At 57.9% G+C, this 23460-nt stretch carries 24 protein-coding genes; 8 read left to right on the forward strand and 16 right to left on the reverse strand.

Annotated features, from left to right (window positions below; all coding sequences use genetic code 11):
• Positions 1 to 40 precede the first annotated feature (40 nt).
• The 4 genes from RD1_RS02875 (at position 41) to RD1_RS02890 (ending at position 4099) form a co-directional block, all read left to right on the forward strand.
• Positions 41 to 1183 carry an FAD-binding protein gene (locus tag RD1_RS02875; protein WP_085978956.1) on the forward strand — a complete coding sequence of 381 codons (1143 nt, stop codon included), beginning with the start codon at positions 41 to 43 and terminating at the stop codon, positions 1181 to 1183.
• Complete coding sequence (glcF, locus tag RD1_RS02880) at positions 1183 to 2508, forward strand: glycolate oxidase subunit GlcF (protein ID WP_011566949.1); 1326 nt, start codon at positions 1183 to 1185, stop codon at positions 2506 to 2508. The genes RD1_RS02875 and glcF overlap by 1 nt, the downstream gene beginning before the upstream one ends.
• Positions 2509 to 2598: 90 nt before the next feature.
• Positions 2599 to 3420, forward strand: a complete 822-nt coding sequence (locus RD1_RS02885; RefSeq protein ID WP_011566950.1) for a trypsin-like serine peptidase — start codon at positions 2599 to 2601, stop codon at positions 3418 to 3420.
• Positions 3421 to 3631: 211 nt separating this feature from the next.
• Positions 3632 to 4099 carry an Hsp20 family protein gene (locus RD1_RS02890; protein ID WP_011566951.1) on the forward strand — a complete coding sequence of 156 codons (468 nt, stop codon included), beginning with the start codon at positions 3632 to 3634 and terminating at the stop codon, positions 4097 to 4099.
• An 89-nt stretch (positions 4100 to 4188) separates the two neighbouring features.
• Here RD1_RS02890 and RD1_RS02895 read toward each other — a convergent pair whose 3' ends face one another.
• Positions 4189 to 4401 (reverse strand): hypothetical protein, encoded by a 213-nt coding sequence (locus tag RD1_RS02895; protein WP_011566952.1) that lies wholly within the window; start codon positions 4399 to 4401, stop codon positions 4189 to 4191.
• Entirely contained in the window at positions 4398 to 5699 is a 1302-nt protein-coding gene (locus tag RD1_RS02900; protein ID WP_011566953.1) for an ABC transporter substrate-binding protein, read from the reverse strand. Before RD1_RS02900 ends, RD1_RS02895 begins: the two co-directional genes overlap by 4 nt.
• A 165-nt stretch (positions 5700 to 5864) precedes the next feature.
• On the opposite strand from RD1_RS02900, the gene RD1_RS02905 reads away from it, so the two are divergent.
• Positions 5865 to 7214 (forward strand): flavin-containing monooxygenase, encoded by a 1350-nt coding sequence (locus RD1_RS02905; protein WP_044032905.1) that lies wholly within the window; start codon positions 5865 to 5867, stop codon positions 7212 to 7214.
• Between the two features lie 247 nt (positions 7215 to 7461).
• Here RD1_RS02905 and RD1_RS02910 read toward each other — a convergent pair whose 3' ends face one another.
• Positions 7462 to 8889 carry an aldehyde dehydrogenase family protein gene (locus RD1_RS02910; RefSeq protein ID WP_011566955.1) on the reverse strand — a complete coding sequence of 476 codons (1428 nt, stop codon included), beginning with the start codon at positions 8887 to 8889 and terminating at the stop codon, positions 7462 to 7464.
• 153 nt (positions 8890 to 9042) lie between these two features.
• Here RD1_RS02910 and RD1_RS02915 point away from each other — a divergent pair, with 153 nt between their 5' ends.
• The gene (locus RD1_RS02915; RefSeq protein WP_011566956.1) at positions 9043 to 9696 is read left to right on the forward strand and encodes a peroxiredoxin; all 654 of its coding nucleotides are present in this window, start codon (positions 9043 to 9045) and stop codon (positions 9694 to 9696) included.
• A gap of 147 nt (positions 9697 to 9843) precedes the next feature.
• Here the strand turns inward: RD1_RS02915 and RD1_RS02920 are convergent, their stop codons facing one another.
• Positions 9844 to 10821: a glycosyltransferase family 2 protein gene (locus RD1_RS02920; protein WP_011566957.1), complete on the reverse strand. Its 978-nt coding sequence runs from the start codon at positions 10819 to 10821 to the stop codon at positions 9844 to 9846.
• Here RD1_RS02920 and RD1_RS02925 point away from each other — a divergent pair.
• Positions 10820 to 11773: a glycosyltransferase family 2 protein gene (locus RD1_RS02925; RefSeq protein WP_011566958.1), complete on the forward strand. Its 954-nt coding sequence runs from the start codon at positions 10820 to 10822 to the stop codon at positions 11771 to 11773. The genes RD1_RS02920 and RD1_RS02925 overlap by 2 nt on opposite strands.
• Positions 11774 to 11906: 133 nt before the next feature.
• Here the strand turns inward: RD1_RS02925 and pnp are convergent, their stop codons facing one another.
• From pnp to rbfA, 12 genes are all read right to left on the reverse strand, one after another.
• Positions 11907 to 14042 (reverse strand): polyribonucleotide nucleotidyltransferase, encoded by a 2136-nt coding sequence (gene pnp, locus RD1_RS02930; protein WP_011566959.1) that lies wholly within the window; start codon positions 14040 to 14042, stop codon positions 11907 to 11909.
• A gap of 454 nt (positions 14043 to 14496) precedes the next feature.
• On the reverse strand, positions 14497 to 16050 hold the full coding sequence (locus RD1_RS02935) for an alanine/glycine:cation symporter family protein (protein WP_011566960.1): 1554 nt from the start codon (positions 16048 to 16050) through the stop codon (positions 14497 to 14499).
• A 10-nt stretch (positions 16051 to 16060) separates the two neighbouring features.
• The gene (locus RD1_RS02940; protein WP_011566961.1) at positions 16061 to 16498 is read right to left on the reverse strand and encodes a universal stress protein; all 438 of its coding nucleotides are present in this window, start codon (positions 16496 to 16498) and stop codon (positions 16061 to 16063) included.
• Between the two features lie 274 nt (positions 16499 to 16772).
• Positions 16773 to 17363 carry a LysE family translocator gene (locus tag RD1_RS02945; protein ID WP_011566962.1) on the reverse strand — a complete coding sequence of 197 codons (591 nt, stop codon included), beginning with the start codon at positions 17361 to 17363 and terminating at the stop codon, positions 16773 to 16775.
• A 174-nt stretch (positions 17364 to 17537) separates the two neighbouring features.
• Positions 17538 to 17807, reverse strand: coding sequence for a 30S ribosomal protein S15 (gene rpsO, locus RD1_RS02950; protein WP_011566963.1), 270 nt, complete (start codon positions 17805 to 17807; stop codon positions 17538 to 17540).
• Positions 17808 to 17977: 170 nt separating this feature from the next.
• Positions 17978 to 18181: a hypothetical protein gene (locus RD1_RS02955; protein WP_044032906.1), complete on the reverse strand. Its 204-nt coding sequence runs from the start codon at positions 18179 to 18181 to the stop codon at positions 17978 to 17980.
• On the reverse strand, positions 18181 to 18852 hold the full coding sequence (locus RD1_RS02960) for a hypothetical protein (RefSeq protein WP_044032907.1): 672 nt from the start codon (positions 18850 to 18852) through the stop codon (positions 18181 to 18183). Before RD1_RS02960 ends, RD1_RS02955 begins: the two co-directional genes overlap by 1 nt.
• Before the next feature lie 110 nt (positions 18853 to 18962).
• Positions 18963 to 19544 carry a DUF1643 domain-containing protein gene (locus RD1_RS02965; RefSeq protein WP_011566965.1) on the reverse strand — a complete coding sequence of 194 codons (582 nt, stop codon included), beginning with the start codon at positions 19542 to 19544 and terminating at the stop codon, positions 18963 to 18965.
• Positions 19545 to 19688: 144 nt separating this feature from the next.
• On the reverse strand, positions 19689 to 20177 hold the full coding sequence (locus RD1_RS02970) for a hypothetical protein (protein ID WP_074958564.1): 489 nt from the start codon (positions 20175 to 20177) through the stop codon (positions 19689 to 19691).
• A gap of 187 nt (positions 20178 to 20364) precedes the next feature.
• Complete coding sequence (gene truB, locus RD1_RS02975) at positions 20365 to 21276, reverse strand: tRNA pseudouridine(55) synthase TruB (RefSeq protein ID WP_011566967.1); 912 nt, start codon at positions 21274 to 21276, stop codon at positions 20365 to 20367.
• Between the two features lie 105 nt (positions 21277 to 21381).
• Positions 21382 to 22122, reverse strand: coding sequence for a phosphodiester glycosidase family protein (locus RD1_RS02980; RefSeq protein ID WP_011566968.1), 741 nt, complete (start codon positions 22120 to 22122; stop codon positions 21382 to 21384).
• Positions 22119 to 22541, reverse strand: coding sequence for a 30S ribosome-binding factor RbfA (gene rbfA, locus RD1_RS02985; protein ID WP_044032909.1), 423 nt, complete (start codon positions 22539 to 22541; stop codon positions 22119 to 22121). The genes RD1_RS02980 and rbfA overlap by 4 nt, the downstream gene beginning before the upstream one ends.
• Positions 22542 to 22629: 88 nt before the next feature.
• On the opposite strand from rbfA, the gene dapB reads away from it, so the two are divergent.
• A complete protein-coding gene (gene dapB, locus RD1_RS02990; protein WP_011566970.1) occupies positions 22630 to 23448 on the forward strand; it encodes a 4-hydroxy-tetrahydrodipicolinate reductase in 819 nt (272 codons plus the stop codon).
• Positions 23449 to 23460: the final 12 nt, after the last annotated feature.

The raw sequence follows: 23460 nt of genomic DNA on the forward strand, positions 1-23460 counted from the left end.
TTGCGTTTGGTTCGAAACTCATCACAGGCCATGAATCATGATCACCCCTGACACCGAAGCGGCCCTGGCCGACGTCATAAAATCGGCTGCGGCTCCTATGCATATACAGGGGGGCGCGACCCGCGGCTTTGTTGTTCCGGGGACGCCGCTGTCGACGCGTTATATAACCGGTATTTCGCTTTATGAGCCGGGTGCGCTGACACTGGTTGCCGCTGCTGGCACGACGGTGAGGGACATTGACCAGGCACTTGCGGCGGAAAACCAGCGCCTGGCCTTTGAACCCACCGACTATCGCAAATTGCTCGGCACCACCGGCGAACCCACGATTGGCGGGGTTCTGGCGACAAACGCGAGTGGCCCGCGGCGGATACAGGGTGGTGCGGCGCGCGATTATGCGCTTGGGGTCCGATTTGTGGACGGCAACGGGGCAATCGTCAAAAATGGGGGCCGGGTCATGAAGAACGTCACCGGCTATGACCTCGTGAAGCTCTTTTCGGGCTCCTTTGGGACCTTGGGTGTCTTGACCGAAGTGTCGCTCAAGGTGATGCCGGTGCCTGAAACACAAAGCACACTCATGCTGCACGGCCTGAGCGATGTGGCCGCTGTGCGTGCGATGGCCGATGCCATGCGGTCCCCTTTTGAAGTTACCGGGGCAGCGCATGGGGCCTATGTCGAGGGGGAGGCCGCCGTGACCCTCCTGCGCCTTGAAGGGTTCGAGGGGTCTGTGGCGTATCGCATCAACGCGCTGAAAGACCTGCTCACGGGGACGGGCGCGCAGATCACTGTCATTGATGCTGCAGCCTCGGCGCAGGTTTGGCGGGATATCCGCGATGTGACGGTGATGGCGAAGGCGACCGGGGACGTCTGGCGCGTGTCCTGCAAACCCTCGCAGGCGGCGGAACTGGCACAGCGTGCGGATGCGCTGTCCTGCGCGTTTGACTGGTCGGGCGGGCTGATCTGGGTCAATACCCCGCCGGACACCGATCTGCGCGCAAGACTTGGAGTGTTTGACGGCCATGCAACGCTTGTGCGGGCATCCGAGGAAACGCGGCGCAGATTGCCTGTTTTCCACCCGCAGTCTGCCGGTATCGAACGGCTCTGCGCAGGTTTGCGTGCGCGCTTTGACCCGCGCGGTATCCTCAACAAGGGCCTGATGGACGCCCCCGAAACCGAGGTCGCATAATGCAGACAACATTCACACCGGAGCAGATGAAAAACCCGGAAATCCAGCGCAGCAACGAGATTTTGCGCTCCTGCGTGCATTGCGGGTTCTGCACCGCCACCTGCCCGACCTATCAGGTGCTCGGGGATGAATTGGACAGCCCGCGCGGGCGGATTTATCTGATCAAGGATATGCTTGAGAACGACCGTGATCCGGATGCGAAAACGGTCAAACATATTGACCGCTGCCTGTCCTGTCTTGCCTGCATGACCACCTGCCCGTCGGGCGTGCATTACATGCATCTGGTCGATCACGCGCGCGCCTACATCGAAGAACGTTACAAGCGGCCGTTCAGTGACCGCGCGCTGCGTTGGGTTCTGGCGCGTATCCTGCCCTATCCCATGCGGTTCCGTCTGGCCCTGCTGGGTGCCAAGATCGGGCGTCCTTTTGCACGGTTTATGCCGGATGCGCGGTTGCAAGCCATGCTGGAGATGGCGCCCAAGACCATCCCGCCCGTCAGCCGCAATGACGATCCGCAGAGTTTTGCACCGGAGATTGAACGTAAAAAACGCGTGGCCCTGATGACCGGCTGTGCGCAAAAGGCGCTGAATACCGACATCAATGACGCGACGATCCGCGTGCTGCGGCGTTTGGGCTGCGAGGTTGTCGTGGCCAAAGGGGCGGGTTGTTGTGGCGCTCTGACCCATCACATGGGCAAGTCAGATGAAAGCCACTCAACGGCGGCGCGCAATATTCGCGCATGGGCGCGGGAAATGGATGCGGGCGGTCTGGACGCGATTGTGATCAATACATCCGGCTGTGGGACGACCGTGAAAGACTACGGTCATATGTTTCGCAACGATCCGGCCTTGGCAGAGGATGCCGCGCGCGTCTCGGCGATTGCCAAAGATGTCTCCGAAGTGCTGGTTGATCTGGACATGCCTGCCGGTGAGGACAAGGCGATGGTCGTGGGGTATCACGCGGCCTGCTCGCTGCAACACGGTCAACAGATCAAGACCTTCCCAAAGGATTTGTTGAAACGCGCCGGTTTTACCGTCGTCGAGCCGCGCGATTCGCATCTGTGCTGTGGCTCTGCGGGGACATACAACCTGATGCAGCCAGAGATTTCCAAACAGCTCAAAGCGCGCAAGGTGCAAACGCTGGAGGCGAAAAACCCGGACGTCATCGCGGCAGGTAATATCGGGTGCATGATGCAAATCGGCTCTGGCACTGAGATTCCAGTGGTTCACAGTGTTGAATTGCTGGACTGGGCCACGGGCGGGCCGAGGCCACCGTCGCTGGATGGCGATGCGATGCCAAAATCCGACGTGCCGATCCTGCGCTGACCTCCGCTGAAGGGGGGCAGGACAGAAACCGCCGGCCTCATTTTTGCCCCAACCGATCTGTAGTGCTAGGCCCGATCAGAAAGGGGTCACATGCGCAGATGGGTTCGAGCAGCAGCACTGCTGGGGTGCCTTGCCACGTCGGCAGCAGCCGATCCCCAAGGCTTGCGTGCCCTTGAGACGGGTGTTGACGCTGGCGCCTGGGAGGCTGTGGGCCGTTTGAACATCGGTGGGCGAGGTTTTTGCACGGGGGCCTTGATTGCACCTGACATTGTGCTGACAGCTGCGCATTGTCTGTTCGACAAACGCAGTGGCGCGCAGGTTGATCCGACAGGAATCGAGTTTCTGGCCGGTTGGCGCAAGGGGCGCGCGGCGGCGCATCGGCAGGTCAAACACGCAGCTTTGCACAAAGATTACACCTATGGCGACGTGGTCGCGCCGGAGAGGGTGCGTTACGATTTGGCGCTGCTGCGTCTGGTGCGGCCAATCCGAAACACCACGATCACCCCCTTTGAAACCGCCCCGCACCCGGCAAAGGGCGCGCAGGTCGGCGTCGTGAGCTACGGGCGTGACCGCGCCGAAGCGCCCTCGCTGCAAGAGGTTTGCGAGGTGCTTGGCCGTCAGGAAGGGGTGTTGATCACCACATGCGCGGTCGATTTCGGATCGTCTGGCGCGCCGATCTTTTCCTTTGCGTCTGGCGCGGCGGTCATCGTATCCGTGGTGTCCGCCAAGGCCGAGGTTGAGGGGCAGAACATCGCGCTCGGCACGGATCTCAGCGGTGCGCTTGCTGCATTGCATGAAACGCTGGCGCGGCAAAACCGTCCCTTCGTGCGTGCTGTGCCCGCCTTGCGGCAAACCACCATCGAAGAAAGCCGCAGTAGCATGGGGGCCAGGTTTATCCGCCCTGCGCAGTAACACATTGGCATCCTTTCGATTGCAACGCAGCAGTTGGGGAGGCAGTTTTTATTGTGTTGTGTGCTTTGCGCCTGAAGGTCTTGAAACCCCGGAAAGGATCCCCATTTCGGGATCGTAAGGACGCCTTTGTGAGGGTTCTTGCGAAAACTGGAACCGGATGTGTCTGGGGTAAGAGCATCCGAATTTATCGCTCAAAGAAGAGGATATACCTATGCGTACGTTTGATTTTGCACCGCTTTACCGTGCAACTGTTGGCTTTGATCAGATCGCTGATCTGATGGATCGAGTGCTCACCAACGAGGGCGCCCAGCCGAGTTATCCACCCTACAACATCGAAAAACTGGACGATGACGCCTATCGGATTTCGGTGGCGGTTGCCGGGTTTTCTGATCAGGACCTGAGCGTTGAGGTGCGTGAAAACGCGCTGATCGTCTCTGCGCGCAAGGCCGAGGAAAACACGGAGCGCACTTATCTGCACCGTGGCATTGCGACCCGCGCGTTTGAACGCCGCTTCCACCTTGCCGACCACGTGCATGTGACCGGTGCCAGCCACGTTGATGGCATGTTGCACATTGATCTGATGCGCGAAGTGCCCGAGGCGCTCAAGCCCCGTCAGATCTCGATCACCTCGGCCAAGCAGATCGAGAAAGATGTTGTCGACGCAAAGGCCGTGAACTGAAGCGTCAGACGACGACCTTGCTCATCCATCGCCGTCTGAAATCAAGGATTTCAAGGTGTTGGGTGACATGCGATGTGTCTGGCGCCTTGTCAGGCACCATGCGCATGAGCCTTTGATATCTTGTTGAGCGCGGCCTGAGCACCGCGCTCAATGCGCATTTCCCCACGTTTCGGATCCGAATGGGCAAAGTCGAAACAGGCCAATGTGATCGCAATGATCCGCGTGCGGGCGTCACTTTCCGCCACCGCGAGCGCGGCCTGAACGCAACCCCAACCATTGATGCACCAACGCGGGTGCTTCAATCCATCGCTTCGCGCGCGATCAGGTGGGTCGGTGCGGATCCCAGTTCGATGCGCTGCTGCCAAAGCTGACCTTCGGCGCGCATCTGCTCGCGCAGCTTATCCTCGTGCTTTTCCAGCCATTCGGGAATAGAGCGGAACGCGGCGATCCGTGCCTTTCCCTCCCTGATCTGAACAACCGGCCAGTCGCCAATCAGCGCGTTATCAATGCCAAACAGGCTCTCTCCCCACCAGCGGGCGGGGCCAAAGGCGTGGGTCACGGGCTGCATCTGTTTCATCGTTGTCAGAACGGAAACCGGGGACACCGACGCGACCCTTTCGACGGCGGCATGCCAGATTTCGAGGATCGCGACATATTCCCAACTGACCGCACTCCACGCGCCGGGGTATCGCGCATTGTACTCTTCAAAAAACGCACTGGGGCGATTGAAGAAGAAAGCTTTGCGGGCAAGTTCGGGGTCATCAAAATCAGGGAACTGAAACACCGTGCCTTCCATGAAACCTGCTGACGTGCGTTCGATCAGGCGCGGATAGTTGTCCAGGGTGCAGGACAGGATACGCCCAGTGAAACCCCGTTCAAAGGCGTATTCCGTCATGGCATGAACCGCAGGTGTGTAGCTGGTGCACCAACACAGGATGTCGGGTCGGGCGTCCAGCATCGGTTGCACGATGGCGGCGATATCCGTGTCTTCGGGGCGGTATTGAATGTCCTTCACGATTGCCAGATCAGCGGCATCAAAGGCCGCGCGATAGGTTGCAGTGGATGGCAGGCCAAGCGCGTCCCGCTGGCTGCACATGGCGACGCGGCGCCTCTGTGGTTCATTCGCAGCCAGCCAGTCCACCCCGGTCACATTATAGACCGGATGCACCTCTGACGGGGCGATCAGGTAAGGCGTATCGGGGGACAGATCGCTGGGCAGAAGGGTCGAGGTCAGAACGCGATTCTGCATCAGGAAACTGCGCAACGGCGTGAAGGTATCCCCCCCCAGCATCATGAGGAGTTTCACCTTTTCGGACAGGACAAGATGGCGTGCCCCTTCAAGTGCGCTTTGGGGATCATAGCCGCAATCATAAGGCAGGATGCGCAAGGGGTAGCGTCGTCCCCCGACCAACAGCCCGCCCGCCCGGTTGAGCCATTCGGCCCAAAGCTGGCAGCCATGCAGGCCGGGCAGGCCCCAGGAACTGACCGGGCCGGTGAGCGGTGCCAGAAAGCCGATATTGATTGGTTCCTCCATGCCGACACCATCATTGGGAAACAGCGAAGACAGGGCGATACGATGGGCGAAGCTGGAAGAGAACATACCAATTCATACCGCTTATTCGAGTGGCTTGAAACGCTGATTTTGTTTAACTTCAGAGATTTTTGTTTTCTGTGGTGAAAAACCATTGACTCAAGCCCCTGGAGAAGGCGACAATTGGTTCAGCCAATAAGTACCACTTTCAAACCATCCAGTAGGGAGACAGACATGAGCACAAAACGTGTCGCCATTATCGGTGCAGGGCCATCAGGACTTGCCCAGCTTCGCGCCTTTCAATCCGCAGCCGAAAAAGGAGAAGAAATTCCCGAAATCGTCTGTTTTGAAAAACAGTCCAACTGGGGTGGTTTGTGGAATTATACGTGGCGCACGGGCCTTGATGAAAATGGCGAGCCTGTGCACTGCTCGATGTACCGTTATCTGTGGTCCAACGGCCCAAAGGAAGGTCTGGAGTTCGCGGATTACTCTTTTGAGGAGCATTTCGGCAAGCAGATCGCATCTTATCCGCCGCGCGCTGTCCTGTTCGACTATATCGAAGGGCGCGTGAAGAAGGCAGGGGTACGGGACTGGATCCGCTTCAGCACGGCAGTGCGTTGGGTGTCTTACGACAACGACACGGGCCTGTTCACGGTCACTGTGCATGATCACAAGAAGGACTACGTCTATGAAGAGACGTTTGACCATGTAATCTGCGCATCGGGACATTTTTCAACGCCAAATGTACCTTATTATGAAGGGTTTGAATCCTTCAAGGGGCGCGTCGTGCATGCACATGATTTCCGTGATGCGCGCGAATTCACGGGCAAGGATATTCTGGTCGTCGGATCGTCTTATTCTGCCGAGGATATCGGTTCGCAGTGCTGGAAGTATGGCGCGAAAACCGTCACCTCCTGCTATCGCAGCGCACCGATGGGCTTTAAATGGCCGGAGAACTGGGAAGAAAAGCCCGCGATGCAAAAGGTCGACGGCAATACCGTTTTCTTTGCGGATGGCACCACGAAAGAGGTGGACGCGATCATCCTGTGCACAGGGTACAAACACTTCTTCAACTTCCTGCCCGATGATTTGCGCCTGAAGACGGCCAACCGTCTGGCGTCAGCCGACCTCTACAAAGGTGTGGCTTTTGTGCATAATCCCAAGATGTTCTACCTTGGCATGCAGGATCAGTGGTTTACCTTCAATATGTTCGATGCCCAAGCGTGGTGGGTGCGCGATGCGATCCTTGGCAAGATTGATCTGTCCAAAGTATCCAAGGCCGAGATGGTGGCGGACGTCAAAGAGCGTGAGGCACGCGAAGAAGAGGATGACGATACCAAATATGCGATCCGCTATCAGGCTGACTATATCAAGGAGTTGGTCGCGGAAACGGATTACCCCGATTTCGACATCGACGGCGCATGTGAGGCGTTCTTCCAGTGGAAGAAGCACAAGGCCGAAGACATCATGGGCTTCCGCAACAACAGCTATAAGTCGGTGATGACGGGTACGATGGCCCCGGTTCATCACACACCTTGGAAAGACGCGCTGGATGACAGTATGGAAGCCTATCTCAAGAACTGAGTAACGCTTTTTGCGCAGAAACCGGCCGCACTTTCACAGTGCGGCCGCGTAGCGTTTAAAGGGTGCTCGCGTTTGCGATGCCCTTTGGTGCCGCGGTGCAGATCAGGCCACCGATTTGGCGGCCTGTGCCTTTAGGGCGTTTTACAAGACACCTTAAACATCACGTATCGCGTTGAAATCCTTAGCTTCAGGCAGCGATACGTTTGTCAGGTTTTCCGCACCACGCTTTACCTTTTGTAGCCGGGGTTTATTCCGCCGCCCAGCCGGAGACAGCTTTGACTTCGAGGAACTCCTCAAGGCCGTAGATTCCACCTTCGCGCCCATTGCCGGATTGTTTATAGCCGCCAAAAGGTGAACCCTGGGCAAAGCCCTGACCATTCGTTTCCACCATGCCAGAGCGCAAGCGACGTGCTACGCGGCGGCGTTTGTCGGTATCCTCGGTCTGGATGTAGTTGGTCAGCCCGTAGGGCGTGTCATTGGCGATGGCGATGGCTTCCTCTTCGCTTTCAAACGGGATGATCGACAGCACCGGGCCAAAGATCTCTTCGCGCGCGATGGTCATCTCATTGGTGACATCCGCGAATACTGTCGGTTTGACGAAGTAGCCCCGGTTCAGCCCGTCAGGACGCCCCAGACCACCCGCAACGAGGCGCGCCTCGCCCATGCCGACCTCGATCAGCTTCTGGATCTTGTCGAACTGTGCCTCTGATACGACAGGGCCAATGTGCTTGCCCTCTTCGGATGCCGGGCCGACATGCGTGTTCCTGGCGACATCGGCGGCCATCTCGACCGCTTCGTCGTAACGGGATTTATGCACCAGCATGCGTGTTGGCGCATTGCAGGACTGGCCCGAGTTTCTGAAACACCGCACCGCGCCGGATTTCGCAGCGTCCGGGCGTGCGTCCTCAAAGATGATGTTTGCACCCTTGCCGCCAAGTTCAAGGCTCACGCGTTTGAGCGTATCCGCCGCCGCTTTGGAGATCGCAATTCCGGCGCGGGTCGAGCCGGTGAAGCTGACCATATCGACCTCCGGGTGCGCGGAAAGCTTGCTGCCCACTCCGGCACCATCGCCGTTGACCATGTTGAAAACGCCCGCTGGAAAGCCTGCCTCATGAACGAACTCGGAAAACAGCAAACCGGAAAGCGGCGCGATTTCGGATGGTTTGAGGATCATCGTGCAGCCGGTCGCCATGGCAGGCACCGCTTTGAGCACGATCTGGTTCATCGGCCAGTTCCATGGCGTAATCAGCGCGCAAACCCCGATCGGTTCGAGCAGCGTCTTTTCGCTGCTTGTGAAATCACGTTCAAAGCTGAAGTCTTCGAAGGCTTTCAGAAAGCCCTCAAGGTGCCAACTGCCTGCACCGACCTGCTGTGCGCGGCTAAGCGCCATGGGCGCACCCATTTCCATCGACATGGCTTGTGCCATTTCTTCAGAACGGTCGTTGTAGACTTCCAGCAACCGCTTCAGCAGGCCCTGACGCTCCGATTTCGAGGTTTGAGACCAATCGTCGAACGCTGCACGTGCGGCGGCAACGGCTGCATCCGTATCCGCCTGTCCACCTAGTGAAATGACCGCGCATTGTTCCTCGGTCGAGGGATCAATCACGGCAAAGTCATTCTGTTTTACCGGGGCAACCCACTGGCCATTGATATAGAAATTGCGCTTTTCTAGCATGAGGTTCGTTCCTTTAAGAGGGTATCTGGTACACCTTGTTCGGCGGGCACTGTGTCACTGTCGCGTGTGAACGGCAATAGAGGGGGTGTCACTGGCCGAGATAAGTATTAGATGTGCGCAGAATGAATGACAGCACTGCACCGGAGGATTTTTATGGGCTTGCGCATCAACGATACTGTTCCCGATTTCACAGCGGAAACTGACCACGGAACGATCCAGTTTCATGACTGGATTGGCGACAGCTGGGCGATTTTATTCTCGCACCCAAAGGATTTCACACCGGTTTGCACCACGGAATTCGGCGCCGTCGCGCAACTGGCCGATGAGTGGGAAAAACGCGGCACCAAGGTGATCGGCGTTTCGGTTGATGGCGTTGAGGATCACAAGAAGTGGAAAGGTGATATCGAACATGTCGCGGGCACAACCGCTGGCTTTCCGATCATCGCTGACGAAGGGCTCGCCGTGTCTAAAGCCTTTGACATGTTGCCGGCGGAGGCCTATCTGCCCGACGGCCGCACACCTGCTGACAGCGCAACGGTGCGGTCGGTCTTCATCATCGGGCCGGACAAGCAGCTTAAACTGTCGATGACATACCCGATGACCGTTGGTCGTAATTTTGCCGAAGTGCTGCGCGCCCTTGATGGTTTGCAAATGTCGACCGGCAAAGGTGTTGCGACCCCCGCAAACTGGGTTCCGGGTGAGGATGTGATCATTCCGCCATCGGTGTCGGATGAAGACGCCAAGGCGAAATTCGGCGACTTTGAAACCGTCCTGCCCTATTTGCGCAAAACCAAAGCGCCAAGCTGAGAAACTGGCCCGTGCCCCGGGTTACGCAGGGTGCGGGCCTGCCACTTGAGCGTCATGCGAAAAACCTGAAGCACGTAACGCTGCCTGAAATCAAAGATTTCAACGCGTTGCATGATACGCGATGTGTACGGAATTTCGCCAGACGCGCTAGTCGCCCGTGACGGTCTTGTAAAGATCAGAACGGCGCCCGCGCAGCGCGTCGAAACGCCCGGCAACCCAGCCCGACGTGCGCACCACATCCAGCAAGGTGCGGCCCCCCGTGAATGGCAGCGCAATCACAAGACCGCAAATGATGACGATCTTGATCGGCACGCTGACCAGGACGTTATATTTTGCCGAGGGTTGCCCTTCGAGCTTGCGGGTATAGTTGGTCGAGGATTGATCGCGACCCCGTTTGAACTGATAACGGATGGCGAGCCGTTCAAGCGGGATTTCTTCATAAACGGCCGCGTCAGCCGCCCATGCGGTTGGCAATCCGGCGGCCTTCACCTCGGCACAGAGCTTGGAGTCCGTCCCGCCGGTAAAACGCATTTTCTCATCAAACCAGATACCGTGTTTTTCAAAAACCGAGGTTTCAGCCAGCCAGTTGTTGGTCACAATCGTCACGCCCGGCGTGCCCGTCAGATCGGCCCGGCGCGCGGCGCGCGTTTCCTTGCGCAGATAACGGCGGGCAATACATTTATCCATGAGAGCGGCGACAAAAGACAATTTGCGTGGCGTTTCCTTGACGCGCAACGGCCCGCCGATCAAAAGCGCTTCGCTGTGGCGGTAAGCGGCGATGAGTTTGACCAGCCAGTCTTCTGCCACGATTTCATCATCGTCCACAAAGGCCAGCAAATCTGATCCGGCAGCGATCGCTTCCTTTGCCGCCCGGTTGCGTCCAAAGGGAATACCCGGTTCGGTTTCGAGCACATAGGCCAGCCCCACGCCATTCGCCAGCGGTCGGGCCACGTCAACCACGCCGACGCTCTTGGGTTCCGCGTCATTTTCCACAACCAGACAGGTGATTTCGCAGGCAATTGGCACAGCCATTTTGCCCCAGCTTTCAATCAGCGCGGCGAGCATGGCCGGACGTTGCCGCGTGAGGGTCGAAACCGTGATCCGAAGGGGGCGCAATGTGGACATGAACAGGGATTACTGTGTATACGGGGCCAGCGCAACCAGCGCCGAAAGCGACATGCGGAGCATCCAATTGGACAAGAAAGCGTCCGTAATTATCCCGACCTATCACAGCTGGCCCGATCTTCAGCGCTGCCTTGATCTTCTGGAGGCGCAAACAACCCCCGCGTCGGATTTCGAAATCGTTGTCGTCAACAATGCTGCGACCGATGAAGTGCCGGATGACTTTCATCTGCCACCCAATGCCCGTGTGATCCGGGAGCCAAAGCCGGGATCATATGCAGCGCGCAACGCGGGGATAGGTGCTGCGGGTACTGACCTTTTGTTCTTTACCGATGCCGATTGCAGGCCGCGGCCGGACTACATTGCGCAAGGTCTCAAGGCTTTCGCGGCGCATCCGGATGTCTTGCGGTTTGCCGGCGCTGTCGAGCTTGAGGCCGCAGGAGAGGTATGGACGATTGCGGAGCGTGTGGATCGTATGACGTCCCTCAAGCAAGAGCATTACGCCAGTCAAGGACGCGCCGCGACGGCGAATATTTTCGTGCGCCGTGCCGCGTTCGAAGCGGTTGGGCTATTCGATGACACTGCCCTCTCCGGCGGGGATATGGAATGGGCAAGGCGATGCAATGCGCAAGGTGTGAAGCAGCTTTACGTGCCCGAAGTCATGGTTGGTCACCCTGCGCGCGCCTCGATGGAGGCACATGCAATCAAACGGCGGCGTATTCTGGGCGCCCAAATCCGAAACGCCGACCCCAGGAAAAAGTGGAAATATCACATTCCACCGTTCAAACGGTTTCTGCTGCCTTCTTTCGGTGCCATGCGCAGTGCTTTCAGAGAGCCTGACGTGACACTTTGGCAGAGGTTTCAGATATGGTCGTTCCTGAACAGACTGCGGCGGGTTATTGCAAAAGAACAGATCCGCCTCACGTGGTTCAAGGGGCGGCATGAACGTCGCTGAAGCATCACGTGAAAAACCTGATTCACATTGCGCTGCGCGACTGACGATGTTTGTGGTGTTTCGCCTTTAGTCATAGCCAAACAAAAAACCCCGACGTCGCCGCCGGGGTTTGCTTTTTAAGGTGAAGCGCGGATCAGTCTGCCGGCGCTTCTTCTTTCTTGATTTCTTCGCCGGTTTCCTGATCGACGACTTTCATCGACAGGCGCACCTTCCCGCGATCATCAAAGCCCAGCAGCTTGACCTTTACTTCCTGGCCTTCTTTCAGAACGTCGGAAGGGTGGTTCAGGCGGCGGTTCTCGATCTGGGAGACATGCACCAGACCGTCGCGCTTGCCAAAGAAGTTCACGAAAGCACCGAAGTCGACGATTTTCACAACCGTACCGGTGTAGACCATGCCTTCTTCGGGTTCGGCCACGATGGAGTGGATCATGTCGTAGGCTTTCTTGATCGCTTCGCCGTTCGGGCTGGCAATCTTGATAATGCCTTCGTCGTTGATATCCACTTTGGCACCGGATACTTCGACGATCTCGCGGATCACCTTACCACCTGACCCGATCACTTCGCGGATCTTATCCGTCGGGATCTGCATGGTTTCGATGCGTGGTGCGTGGATCGAGAAATCCTGCGCGCCGGTGATGGATTTGGCCATCTCGCCCAGAATGTGGATGCGACCCGCTTTGGCCTGTTCCAGTGCTTTCTCCATGATCTCGGGCGTGATGCCTGCGATCTTGATGTCCATCTGCAACGATGTGATCCCGGCTTCTGTACCGGCCACTTTGAAGTCCATGTCGCCAAGGTGGTCTTCGTCACCCAGGATATCCGACAGGATCGCATAGGAACCGTCCTCTTCGAGGATCAGACCCATGGCCACACCGGCAACCGGTGCCTTGAGCGGAACGCCTGCGTCCATCATGGACAAGGAACCACCGCAGACCGATGCCATCGAAGATGACCCGTTGGATTCGGTGATCTCGGAAACAACACGCACGGTATAGGGGAAGTCGGTCGCCGCTGGCAGAACCGCCTGCAACGCACGCCACGCCAGTTTACCGTGACCGATTTCACGACGTCCGGGAGGGCCCACGCGACCTGCTTCACCGACCGAATAGGGCGGGAAGTTATAATGCAGCAGGAAGTTCGATTTGAAATTCCCGTGCAGCGCGTCGATGAATTGCTCATCATCGCCGGTGCCCAAAGTGGTCACAACGAGGCCCTGCGTTTCACCACGGGTGAACAGCGCGGAGCCGTGCGTGCGGGGCAAAAGACCCGTTTCACATACGATATCACGGATTTCATCGGTTTTACGACCGTCGATCCGCTTGCCCGTTTTCACCACGTCGCCGCGCAGGATGGAGGCTTCAAGCCCTTTCATCGCGGAGCCGAGGTTGGGGTCTTCTTTCTGCTCGTCACTCAGCGCGGCCATGATGGTTTCACGGGCGGCAGCAACAGCTGTGGTGCGTTCCTGCTTGTCGGAAATCGCGAAAGCGGCGCGCATCTCTGTCTCACCGGCAGCTTTGACCGCAGCGGAAAGCTCAGAGTAATCGGGCGGTGAAAAGTCAAACGGCTCCTTGGCGCAGTCTTCTGCCAGATCAATGATCAGGTCCAGCACAGGCTGGATCGCGTCATGGGCAAACTTCACCGCACCCAGCATTTCCGCTTCGGACAGCTCATAGGCTTCGGATTCGACCATCATCACCGCGTCTTTGGTTCCGGCAACGACCAGATCAAGGCGCTGTTCAGGGTTCAGGCGCAAATCCTGCATGTCATCAACGGTCGGGTTCAGGATATATTCGCCATCCTCAAAACCGACGCGGGCACCAGCGATTGGCCCCATGAAGGGCGCGCCGGAGATGGTCAGCGCCGCCGAGGCTGCGATCATCGCGACCATATCGGGATCATTCACCAGATCGTGGGACAAAACGGTGCACATCACCAGCACTTCGTTCTTGAAGCCGGGGACGAAGAGTGGGCGCAGCGGGCGGTCAATCAGACGTGCTGTCAGTGTCTCTTTTTCAGTCGGGCGCGCTTCGCGCTTGAAGAAACCACCGGGGACTTTGCCTGCCGCGTAGTATTTTTCCTGATAATGTACGGTCAGCGGAAAGAAATCCTGACCCGGTTTTTGTTTCTTGGCAAAGGTGACGTTTGCCATGACGCTGGTCTCGCCCAGCGTTGCAATCACCGACCCATCCGCTTGGCGGGCCACTTTTCCTGTTTCGAGTGTGAGCGTCTCTTCGCCCCACTCAATCGATTTTTTCGTCTCGTTGAACATCTACGTTTCCTGTTTCGGCCCATTGGCCATTTCATAGAGGGCGAATTCCCCCTGACCCCGGTATCTTCTTTTGGCGGCGCTGAGGTCCGGGCGCCGGCTTTCAGATTGCGAGGGCATACACGAGATGCGGGCATTTGGAAAGGGATGGATGCACGGGCGGAATCCGCGGCCGATACGGCCTGCGGTGGCTGCCCGCCGTCGCAGATACCGGTGGGAAACCACAGCCCGCGCAGGCACGGGCAGAGCGGTTGGTGTTTGGTAGGTTTGTTCAGGGATAATGAACTAACGACAGCACGCCAGCATGATGTCGCCTTGTGCAGAGCGCGCCCGTCTTTCGGCGCGCCTTGCGGTTTTAGAGCGTCTGACGAATTACCTGAAACATCGAGTATCACGTAACGCGTTGAACCCTTGGTTTCAGGCAGCGTTACGTGATCGAGGTTTTTGCCATGACGCTTTAGTGGCTGAACTTCTTGATTTCACCCGACTTGAGGCGGGCGCTGTAGCTGGCCAGTTCCGCGCGTACCAGTTTCATCAGGAAGTAGAGCGCAAAGATGTTCACAACAGCCATGGCAAAGATCGCCGCATCCGAGAAGTCAATGACAGGGCCAAGGCTGGCCGCGGCACCGATCACGATGAAGATGCAGAAGATGACCTTGAATACCAGCTCAGAGGTTTTGCCTTCACCAAACAGATACGTCCATGCTTTCAGCCCGTAGTAGGACCACGAAATCATGGTCGAGAAGGCAAAGAGCACAACCGCAATTGCGAGAATGAAGGGGAACCAGCTGATGCCGGATGCGAAGGCTGCCGAGGTCAGCGCCACGCCCGAATTCCCATCAACCGTCGCAATCGCAGAGCCTGCTTCGTTCAGCATGTAATTGCCGGTTGCTTCATCAATGATCAACTGTTGCGAGATGATGATCACCAGGGCTGTCATTGTGCAGATCACCACCGTGTCGATCAAAGGTTCCAGCAGGGAGACAAACCCTTCGGTGATCGGTTCCTTGGTTTTCACGGCAGAGTGCGCAATCGCTGCGGAACCCACGCCCGCCTCGTTCGAAAACGCCGCCCGCTTGAACCCCTGGATCAAAGCACCGACGAAACCGCCCGCGACCCCAAGCCCGGTAAAGGCGCCAACAAAGATCTGACCAAAGGCCCAGCCGATCATATCGAAGTTCACGATCAGAATGATGAGCGCGGCACCGACATACATGATGCCCATGAAGGGAACGACTTTTTCGGTCACCTTGGCGATGGATTTGATCCCGCCGACGATCACGGCGAACACCACACCGGCAAAGATGATACCCGTGATCCAGCCGGGATAGTCCCCGGTGATCTGGGTGATCTGTGCATGTGCTTGGTTGGCCTGAAACATGTTGCCTCCACCAAGTGCGCCAAGAATACAGAACACTGAGAAGAGGACAGCCAGAATCTTGCCACCGGGCAGGCCAAGCTCATCAAAACCTTTGGACATGTAATACATCGGACCACCGGAAACGGTGCCATCGGGGTATTCGTTACGGTATTTGACGCCGAGCGTACATTCGGTGAATTTCGAGGCCATGCCGAGCAGACCCGCAAGGATCATCCAGAATGTCGCCCCCGGCCCGCCGATGCCCACCGCAACAGCCACACCGGCAATATTGCCGAGGCCGACCGTACCGGAAAGCGCGGTTGCAAGGGCCTGAAAGTGGCTGACCTCGCCTGCGTCATCGGGATCGGAATAGTCCCCTTTGACCAGAGAGATCGCGTGACCAAAGAAGCGAAGCTGCACGAAACCGAAATAGATGGTGAAAATCGTTGCAGCAATTACCAGCCACATCACGATCCATGGGAAGCTCGTGCCCGGAAAAGGCGCGAAGATCAGGCCAACAAACGGCCCGGTAAATGTTGCGAAGATTTCGTTGACGCGGGCGTCAAGAGAGCTTGCCTCTTGCGCCATGACCGGATTGGCCATCGTCGCGAGTGCGGCAGAGGCTGCCAGATAGTTAAGCTTTTTGAGCATTGTGTTTTCCTTATGGGACCACGGTGACGGGGACGGTGGCTTGCATCACCAGATTGGCAGTGGAGCTGCCGAAAATGCGTTGTGACAGACCGGTTTCGGTTGAGCGACCGACGATAATCTGGTCGGCGGATGAACTGGACGCGATGGATTCAAGCGTGTCTGACACATTGCCGTGCCGGACCTTGCCCTGGGCTGTGACGCCTTTTTCTTTCAAACTGTCCAAGGCGGGCTGCACGACGCGGGCCATTGCCGTGGAAATCTCTTCTTCGCGGCGCTTGTGTCGTTGTGCGTTTTCTTCGGCGGTCTGGAAGGAATAGGGCGACCATTCGATGACATAGACCACCAGAAGCGTGCAGTTTCCGATGAGTTTTGCCAATTCTTCGCCATATGCCAGTGCACGCTCGCCTGAGCTGTGGCCATCAAGGCCCACTAGCAGTGTTGTTGTCATTGTGAGTTTTCTCCTGTCCGCCCGCCCATAACCTGGGTCTGTGGCCGGGAGAGGGGGTCCTGTTATTCAGGCCGGTCGCAAACGGTAAGCGGGTTTATTTCCACGACCTCTCACAACTGATGATAGAAGAAAACAAGGAATTGTTAACCTTCATTTTCCCAAGATGCAGTGTTTTTGACCAAAATTAACCGCTGATGCAGTGAATATGACCAAAACACAGAGGATGCGCGTCTGGGTGCGCAGCGCAGCCTGCGGATATCTTGCCCGCTGTCATTCAGAATTGAGCCGTCGCAGCCAGCGCAACGACCACCATCATGGAGGCGGCCATGGCGATGTTGATGGCCCTTTGTGTCCGGTCTGGGAGGTTCATTCTGCGCAGGCTGATCCCAAGATAAAGCCATGCGATATGAATGGGTATCCAAATGGCGTTCACGATCAGAAATTTCAGCGTGATTTCCAGTACCAGATTGCCCGGCAGAAACCCGAAACCGGAAAACAGGGCTGTATTCACCGCGTAAGCCTTGGGGTTGATCGCCTGCAAGGCGATCCCGCCGATGACGCCCGGCGGTTTTTGCCTCTCGATAAACGCGATCTTACTGCCCGCAAATGCGATCCGCAGCGCGAGGTATGTCAGATAAGCGACGGAGGCGAAAAACAATATGATGCGCAAGCGGGGGTCGGCGAGAAGAAAGGCGGTCAGCCCGCTCACGACGGCCAGACACACAAGGTTGGTGCCAATGAACAGCCCGGCCAGATAGCGCACGCCCGCCTGCGCTCCGAATGATGCGCCGACACCGGCAGCGGACAAAACGCCGGGACCGGGGGTGATGATGAGGAAAAAGACAGCGGCGGCAAAGGTATACATGTCGCAACCCTAGCGGAAGCAGGCGCGGTTGTGCAGGTGTCCCGCCCATTAAAAAACCGCGTCAAAAGACGCGGTTTTATCGGTATTGCGCTGCGCCCTTTTGGCGTGATTAGACCTAGCCGGTTTCGGGCAGGTCAAAGCCGTCTATTTGCGCGCGGGGTTGGAGTGGTCTGATTAACGACGCAGTCCAAGACGTTTGATCAGGTCCTGATACCGTGCTTCGTCTTTGGCTTTTGTGTAGTCCAGAAGCTTGCGGCGCGTTGCCACCATCTTGAGCAGGCCACGGCGGCCGTGGTTGTCTTTCTTATGCGTTTTGAAGTGCTCTGTCAGCGTCGCAATGCGCGAGCTGAGGATGGCGACCTGTACTTCGGGCGACCCTGTATCGCCTTCCTTGGTCGCGAACTCTTTCATGACGCGGGCTTTTTCTTCTGCTGTAATCGACATCGGGGTCTCCTAATTCTAAAGGTTTCAGTAAGGCGCAGGCCGGGATGTCGTCCAGCACAGGCCCGTGGAGGTTCGCCGTGAGAACGGATTCTTTCCGGCGATGGGCGCGTATAGGCAGGTTTTTGTCGGAAGGCAATTATTGAATCGCTGCGATTGCCGCTTTGCGCGCCTTAAACTGGTTCAAGGCCAATGCGCCTCGCGGAACTGCTGGGAATCACTGTGATACCCGATGCGTCCAAACCCGGATCGCCGTGGATTTGAGCCACGCAGCGCCCGTTCATCAGCACCAGTGCCACCTGCGCGTCGAAAGGGACTTTTCCAACACCTATATCCGGTGCCGACGCGTCGACAATGGTATCATTCCAGACCAACATCAGGGTGTCCTGACCCGTTTCATGATCCAAAACTTCGCCCGTTTGGCCGTTTTTTTCCAATCGCTTGGTGCGAATGGCGGTGCGCTGGTGTCTTCAATCATCTGGTCCTGCGGCAGGGTCGCCGTATCGTCCACGGTTTGTGTCGCTCTGCCTTTTGTGTCAGGCGCGATGCTGTTGGCGTGCGGGTCATGCGCGGTGTCATTCAGCATTTCTTTGTCAAGCGCGCCGGACAGCGGCCCCATTCGAAGCCAAAGCGGATCAGGGACACTTTCACGATCGGGGAAAAGCGGTCCTTTGTCGCTTGGCAGTCGGTCGACGAAGATATCCTTGTCCTGTCCCAGGACGGCAAAGGGTACGGGCATGTCCGTGGTGGGTGAAACGGGTCCTGCCAGATCGGTATGGTGATCGCCCGGAGTCGGACCGAAGACATAGTCCTCTTTGCGTGGCGGCTCTGGCCCTTCGTCCCTGTCAGGGGATAACAGAAACGGGTCACCGGATAAATCCGGTCCCAATGTGTATGCCTGACCAGAAACAAGGATCAGATCGCAGTGATCGGACGGTCCCAAGTCGCCGTCGACCACTCCGTTTTCCGGGTCCGTTTCGGGCTGGGACACAAAGAAGGAGGCCGCGCTGACACCAATCACACCCATCAAACCGGCTAACCACAGCATACGCGGCCTCTGATTGTACAAAACACGTCAACAAATCACTCAGACAGCGGTGTAATGCTAAAACATAACCACCGGGTTAATCGTGCTGTGCTGCGCAAACCTCGCCCTTGTCAGACGTCGGTGTGTGAAAAGCTCGGGAACACAAACCTCTGGGTATCGTCACGAATATAAAGCGGATGCTGGGCGGAGCCGTCCTTGTTCAGCTTGAGGCAGTTCAGCGGTTTACCCGTCCCCCGCAGCGCGCTGACCGTACGCATAACGACATCCACATAGCGTTTGTGAAGTTTCCCATATGCCATCAGAACCTCATCAACCTGCGCGGCCTCTTCCATCATATTGGGCAGGTTATCCGCACTGCAGGCGAGGGCTGGGTCATGCGGCACGTCCTTGGGATTCGTGGCGCGCCAGTCCAGAATGTTTGTTTTCACATAGCGGGTGAAGCCCCAGCGTCTGGCAAAACGCACCTCCTTGTTGCATGTCGGGTCCGATACTTCTGCGCTGGCGACAGACGGGTTCTGGCCTACGAACATGATGGTGCGGGGGGGATCGCCCTGTCGGGTCCAGTCGCGGGTCAGCACATGTCGATAGCGCCCGCATGGAGAGAAGATCGCCCCGCCGGTGACGCCATCGCCAAGGCGCAGGTGCACCTTTCCGCCGGGATCATGAAGGGTCGCGGGGGTGTCTTTGCGCATGCGCCCAATCTGCCTGTGATTTTGTGACCACCCCCACCTTCGTGCATTTTACGCCGAAGCGAAAGGTCACAAGGCCCGCCGTTACCCCTATCTGAAAACAAAAAACCGCCCCGAAAATCGGAGCGGCCTTGATCAGGGGGTGGTTTAGCCCAGGGCGAGTTGCGTGCGCTTGGGCAGTTCCATGACCACGCCGCGGCTTTCCAGTATCGCAGCGGCGACGAGCGCATAGACGATGTGACCCCAAAGCGCGACCCAGGTGATGCCGGTAAAGCCAAGGAAGGGTTTCATTCCAGCCACCAGATGCGCCATGCCGTATAGGGCAAAGGCCCACAGGGCGACACCATAGACGATGGCGGTGATGCTCCAATGCAGCTTGGGCAAGATGGCGATCTGCACCGGGCGGGCGATGGCAAAATAACCGACGACGTAAAACAGCAATCCGGTCAGGCTGTGCAAGAGGTAGGCGGCACCGGAAGGGTTCGTACCGAACACCGATTTGATCGTTGCGCCGGCCAGACCCACAGGTGCCAGTTTCGCGTGGCCGAAAAGGGGGCTGAGTGCTTGACCGAAGACATCAAAAGCAATCGTTGCAAAGGCGCCGGCAGTAAGGAGTGTAAGAGCGGTACGTTTCATATCGTGTAGTCCTTTCGGGGTCATTTCTGTTTCGCTTGACCTCGATATGGGCGACATGCGGCACCACGTGAATGCTGTTCACGCACCGCTGATGCGGTGCGCCGTTTCTGTAACAATCGATGTAACAATGGCCATGAATTGATGACGCGGGCGCGAGATTTACGACGAATTGAAACAATCGGTCGTGTCAGTCCGGGGCGTTGATCACGCGTACCGGGTGCAATTCGCCGGATTTATACCGCCCGATGGCGATTGCGCGGCTTTCAAACGACGCCCAGCAGGTTTCGCCGTACTCGATGCCGCTTGCCAAAACCATACCGGGGTTGCCATTGCGCAGGCGCACCGCCCCCTCCGCAGTGGCTTTGACCTCGGGCATATCATCAAGCGCGGTTTCCAGCGGCTGGACATGCGCGTCAAGCTCAGGGGTCCGGGCGAGCGCTTCGATCGTCTCAAGATCCGCTGCGTTTTTAGCATCAAACGGGCCGGACCAGATCCGGCGCAAGGACCGCACATGCGCCAGACATCCAAGAGCAGCACCCAGATCGCGCGCGATCGAACGCACGTAGCCGCCCTTGCCGCAGACCATCTCAAGCAGCACATGATCCGCGTCCGGGCGGTCGATCAGCAGCAGACTGTCCACATAGAGTGGTCGCGCCGCGAGGGTCATCTCCTCACCATCGCGCGCGCGCTTATACGCCCGCTCGCCATCGACCTTGACGGCGGAGAACTGCGGCGGGACCTGTTCGATATCCCCGATGAACGCGCTCAGCGCTTCCTTGATCTCATCCTCTGTCGGGCGCAGGTCGCTTTGCGCGATCACTTCGCCCTCGGCGTCATCGGTATTGGTCGCTTGCCCAAGGCGAATTTCAAATTCATAGGCCTTTAGGGCACCCGTCACATAGGGTACGGTTTTCGTCGCCTCCCCCAAGGCCACGGCCAGAACGCCCGTTGCATCAGGGTCGAGCGTACCGGCATGGCCTGCCTTCTTGGCATCCAGTGCCCAACGGACCTTGTTGACCACAGCCGTAGACGTGAGCCCAGCGGGTTTGTCCACAATTAGCCAGCCGGAAATATCGCGTCCCTTGCGCCTGCGCCCCATGATACACTCCTTAGATACGTGCCGCGCTCTTAGCGTCAGAAAAACCCGCTGCCCAGCCCCGAAATGACAGATGCGACGCGGCGGCGATCAAAACCACACAACGGTCTAATCGGCGGGCGCGACCACGCCGATGATCGGACCGAGGGCAAAACCAAAATCCCGCCTGCCCAGATCGGGAGCATATAGTCGCGAGACTTTGCCGTCAAAATACAAGGCATTCGGCACGCCGATATAATCGCGAAACAGCGTTCCAAAACTGTGAAAGTTCACCGGCTGATCCGATATGGCAAAGACCACACGCTGCCCATCGGCTGATGTGCCGACGCCATTGCGAATATGGAGCGATGTCCCATCCGCCAGAAACCTCGGGTGCAGCGCGCCGTCAATCACCAGCATCGGTCCCGATTGGGTCGCATGTTTGCAGGCCGGGGCCGCTTCGATATAAGCCAGCGTTTCAAACACATCCGTGCGCCCTTCGCGCACACAGAGCACACCGTTCGGCAGTAGCCCAAAATTGCCGGGTCCGGCGTTGGGAATGACGCGCATGATCTCTTCGCCATTTTCGACGTAGTGGCCCACGGGTGAGCGATCATCGTGATACATGCCTGCGTTCATGGCAAAGACCAGCTTTTCACCATGCTCTGACAATGCGCGGTCTACAGAAGTGAATTGGCCGTAAATGTCGCCTGCATCATCGCGCAGGAACAGGTCAAGCTGATCCTCGCCTGCGTCGATCTCGCAGATCGTGTATTGCGCGCCGTTATATGTGACTGCTTCGCAGGTTGCAGCACTCAAAGCGCTGGCGCCCAGACCAAGAAAGAGAGCCATATACCCAAGCCGGGTCATTCGGTGTCGCTTTCTCCCGCTGGCACGGGGCCGGTGTCGCGCTTGACTTCGGCGCGGTTGAGCATCTCGCGGGTTTCATCCATGCGATCAAAGGTTTCATCCAATTGAAACCGCAGATCAGGCGCGAATTTCAACGTCAGCTTTTTGGCCACCAAGCGCCGCAACTCGCCCTTGTTGCGCGCCAGCAGGGCGATGACTTCATCCTTGCCTTGGCCGCCAAGGGGCAGGACATAAGCAGTCGCGATCTTGAGGTCCGGGGAGGCGCGCACCTCGCCCACGGTAACGGACAAGCGGTTCAGGTCAGTGTCATGCACATCGCCGCGCGCCAGAACATCCGACAGCGCACGCCTTATTGTCTCTCCGACGCGGAGCTGGCGTTGCGACGGGCCGGGGCCGGTGTGAAATTTGTTCTTTCCCATAAATCTCATTTACGCCCTTGCGTGCCCTTTGCCAAGCGGAGCTACGCAGGCTAAGACGCCCTGTGAGCGACAGATGCAGGAGGGCGCCATGACGACACCCATGAAGATTGCGATTACAGGTGTGTCCGGACGCATGGGCCGGATGCTGGTGGACACCATCGATACCTCCGATGCCGTGACCCTGTCCGCCGCATTGGAACGACCCGGACATGACTGGATCGGGCGCGATCTGGGTCTGGCGCTGGGCGGTACGGAACGCGGCGTTCTGGTCAGCGATGACATCGACAGCGCGCTGGCGGACAGTGAGGCGGTGATTGATTTCACCAGCCCCGCCGCAACGATCCGTTTTGCGCAGGCCGCAGCGCGGGTTGGCGCCATTCATGTTATTGGCACCACCGGGATGACAGAACAGGAGATCGCGCAGATCGATGCGCAGGCGGCGGGTGCGGTGATCGTGCGCGCGGGAAACATGAGCCTTGGCGTGAACCTGCTGGTGCAGCTGACCAAACGCGTGGCGGCGGCGCTGGACGAAGATTTTGACATTGAAGTCATTGAATCTCACCACAATCAGAAAGTCGATGCCCCCTCAGGCACCGCGCTGATGCTGGGGGAGGCGGCGGCAGAGGGGCGAGGGGTGTCGCTCGATGCGGTGTCTGACCGGGGGCGCGATGGTCTGACCGGCGCGCGCCAAAAGGGGGACATCGGTTTTGTTTCTGTCCGCGGGGGCGATATCGTCGGGGAACATGACGTTCTGTTCGCAGCGCAGGGGGAGCGGATCACCCTGCGTCATGTGGCCTCTGACCGTTCTGTCTTTGCGCGCGGTGCGCTCAAGGCGGCGTTGTGGGCGCGGCATCGTGCGCCCGGAGCCTATGACATGCTGGATGTGCTGGGGCTGAAGGACGGCTGATCGGTCGCGGAA

This window comes from Roseobacter denitrificans OCh 114 (assembly GCF_000014045.1).
Taxonomy (GTDB): Bacteria; Pseudomonadota; Alphaproteobacteria; order Rhodobacterales; family Rhodobacteraceae; genus Roseobacter; species Roseobacter denitrificans.

Excerpts from the sequence above, each read along its gene's own strand:
- glcF (WP_011566949.1), top strand. The coding sequence starts at position 1,183 with ATGCAGACAACATTCACACCGGAGCAGATGAAAAACCCGGAAATCCAG.
- RD1_RS02885 (WP_011566950.1), top strand. The coding sequence starts at position 2,599 with ATGCGCAGATGGGTTCGAGCAGCAGCACTGCTGGGGTGCCTTGCCACG.
- RD1_RS02890 (WP_011566951.1), top strand. The coding sequence starts at position 3,632 with ATGCGTACGTTTGATTTTGCACCGCTTTACCGTGCAACTGTTGGCTTT.
- RD1_RS02900 (WP_011566953.1), bottom strand. The coding sequence starts at position 5,699 with ATGTTCTCTTCCAGCTTCGCCCATCGTATCGCCCTGTCTTCGCTGTTT.
- RD1_RS02905 (WP_044032905.1), top strand. The coding sequence starts at position 5,865 with ATGAGCACAAAACGTGTCGCCATTATCGGTGCAGGGCCATCAGGACTT.
- RD1_RS02910 (WP_011566955.1), bottom strand. The coding sequence starts at position 8,889 with ATGCTAGAAAAGCGCAATTTCTATATCAATGGCCAGTGGGTTGCCCCG.
- RD1_RS02915 (WP_011566956.1), top strand. The coding sequence starts at position 9,043 with ATGGGCTTGCGCATCAACGATACTGTTCCCGATTTCACAGCGGAAACT.
- RD1_RS02925 (WP_011566958.1), top strand. The coding sequence starts at position 10,820 with ATGAACAGGGATTACTGTGTATACGGGGCCAGCGCAACCAGCGCCGAA.
- RD1_RS02920 (WP_011566957.1), bottom strand. The coding sequence starts at position 10,821 with ATGTCCACATTGCGCCCCCTTCGGATCACGGTTTCGACCCTCACGCGG.
- pnp (WP_011566959.1), bottom strand. The coding sequence starts at position 14,042 with ATGTTCAACGAGACGAAAAAATCGATTGAGTGGGGCGAAGAGACGCTC.
- RD1_RS02935 (WP_011566960.1), bottom strand. The coding sequence starts at position 16,050 with ATGCTCAAAAAGCTTAACTATCTGGCAGCCTCTGCCGCACTCGCGACG.
- RD1_RS02940 (WP_011566961.1), bottom strand. The coding sequence starts at position 16,498 with ATGACAACAACACTGCTAGTGGGCCTTGATGGCCACAGCTCAGGCGAG.
- RD1_RS02945 (WP_011566962.1), bottom strand. The coding sequence starts at position 17,363 with ATGTATACCTTTGCCGCCGCTGTCTTTTTCCTCATCATCACCCCCGGT.
- rpsO (WP_011566963.1), bottom strand. The coding sequence starts at position 17,807 with ATGTCGATTACAGCAGAAGAAAAAGCCCGCGTCATGAAAGAGTTCGCG.
- RD1_RS02955 (WP_044032906.1), bottom strand. The coding sequence starts at position 18,181 with ATGTTGGTCTGGAATGATACCATTGTCGACGCGTCGGCACCGGATATA.
- RD1_RS02960 (WP_044032907.1), bottom strand. The coding sequence starts at position 18,852 with ATGCTGTGGTTAGCCGGTTTGATGGGTGTGATTGGTGTCAGCGCGGCC.
- RD1_RS02965 (WP_011566965.1), bottom strand. The coding sequence starts at position 19,544 with ATGCGCAAAGACACCCCCGCGACCCTTCATGATCCCGGCGGAAAGGTG.
- RD1_RS02970 (WP_074958564.1), bottom strand. The coding sequence starts at position 20,177 with ATGAAACGTACCGCTCTTACACTCCTTACTGCCGGCGCCTTTGCAACG.
- truB (WP_011566967.1), bottom strand. The coding sequence starts at position 21,276 with ATGGGGCGCAGGCGCAAGGGACGCGATATTTCCGGCTGGCTAATTGTG.
- RD1_RS02980 (WP_011566968.1), bottom strand. The coding sequence starts at position 22,122 with ATGACCCGGCTTGGGTATATGGCTCTCTTTCTTGGTCTGGGCGCCAGC.
- rbfA (WP_044032909.1), bottom strand. The coding sequence starts at position 22,541 with ATGGGAAAGAACAAATTTCACACCGGCCCCGGCCCGTCGCAACGCCAG.
- dapB (WP_011566970.1), top strand. The coding sequence starts at position 22,630 with ATGACGACACCCATGAAGATTGCGATTACAGGTGTGTCCGGACGCATG.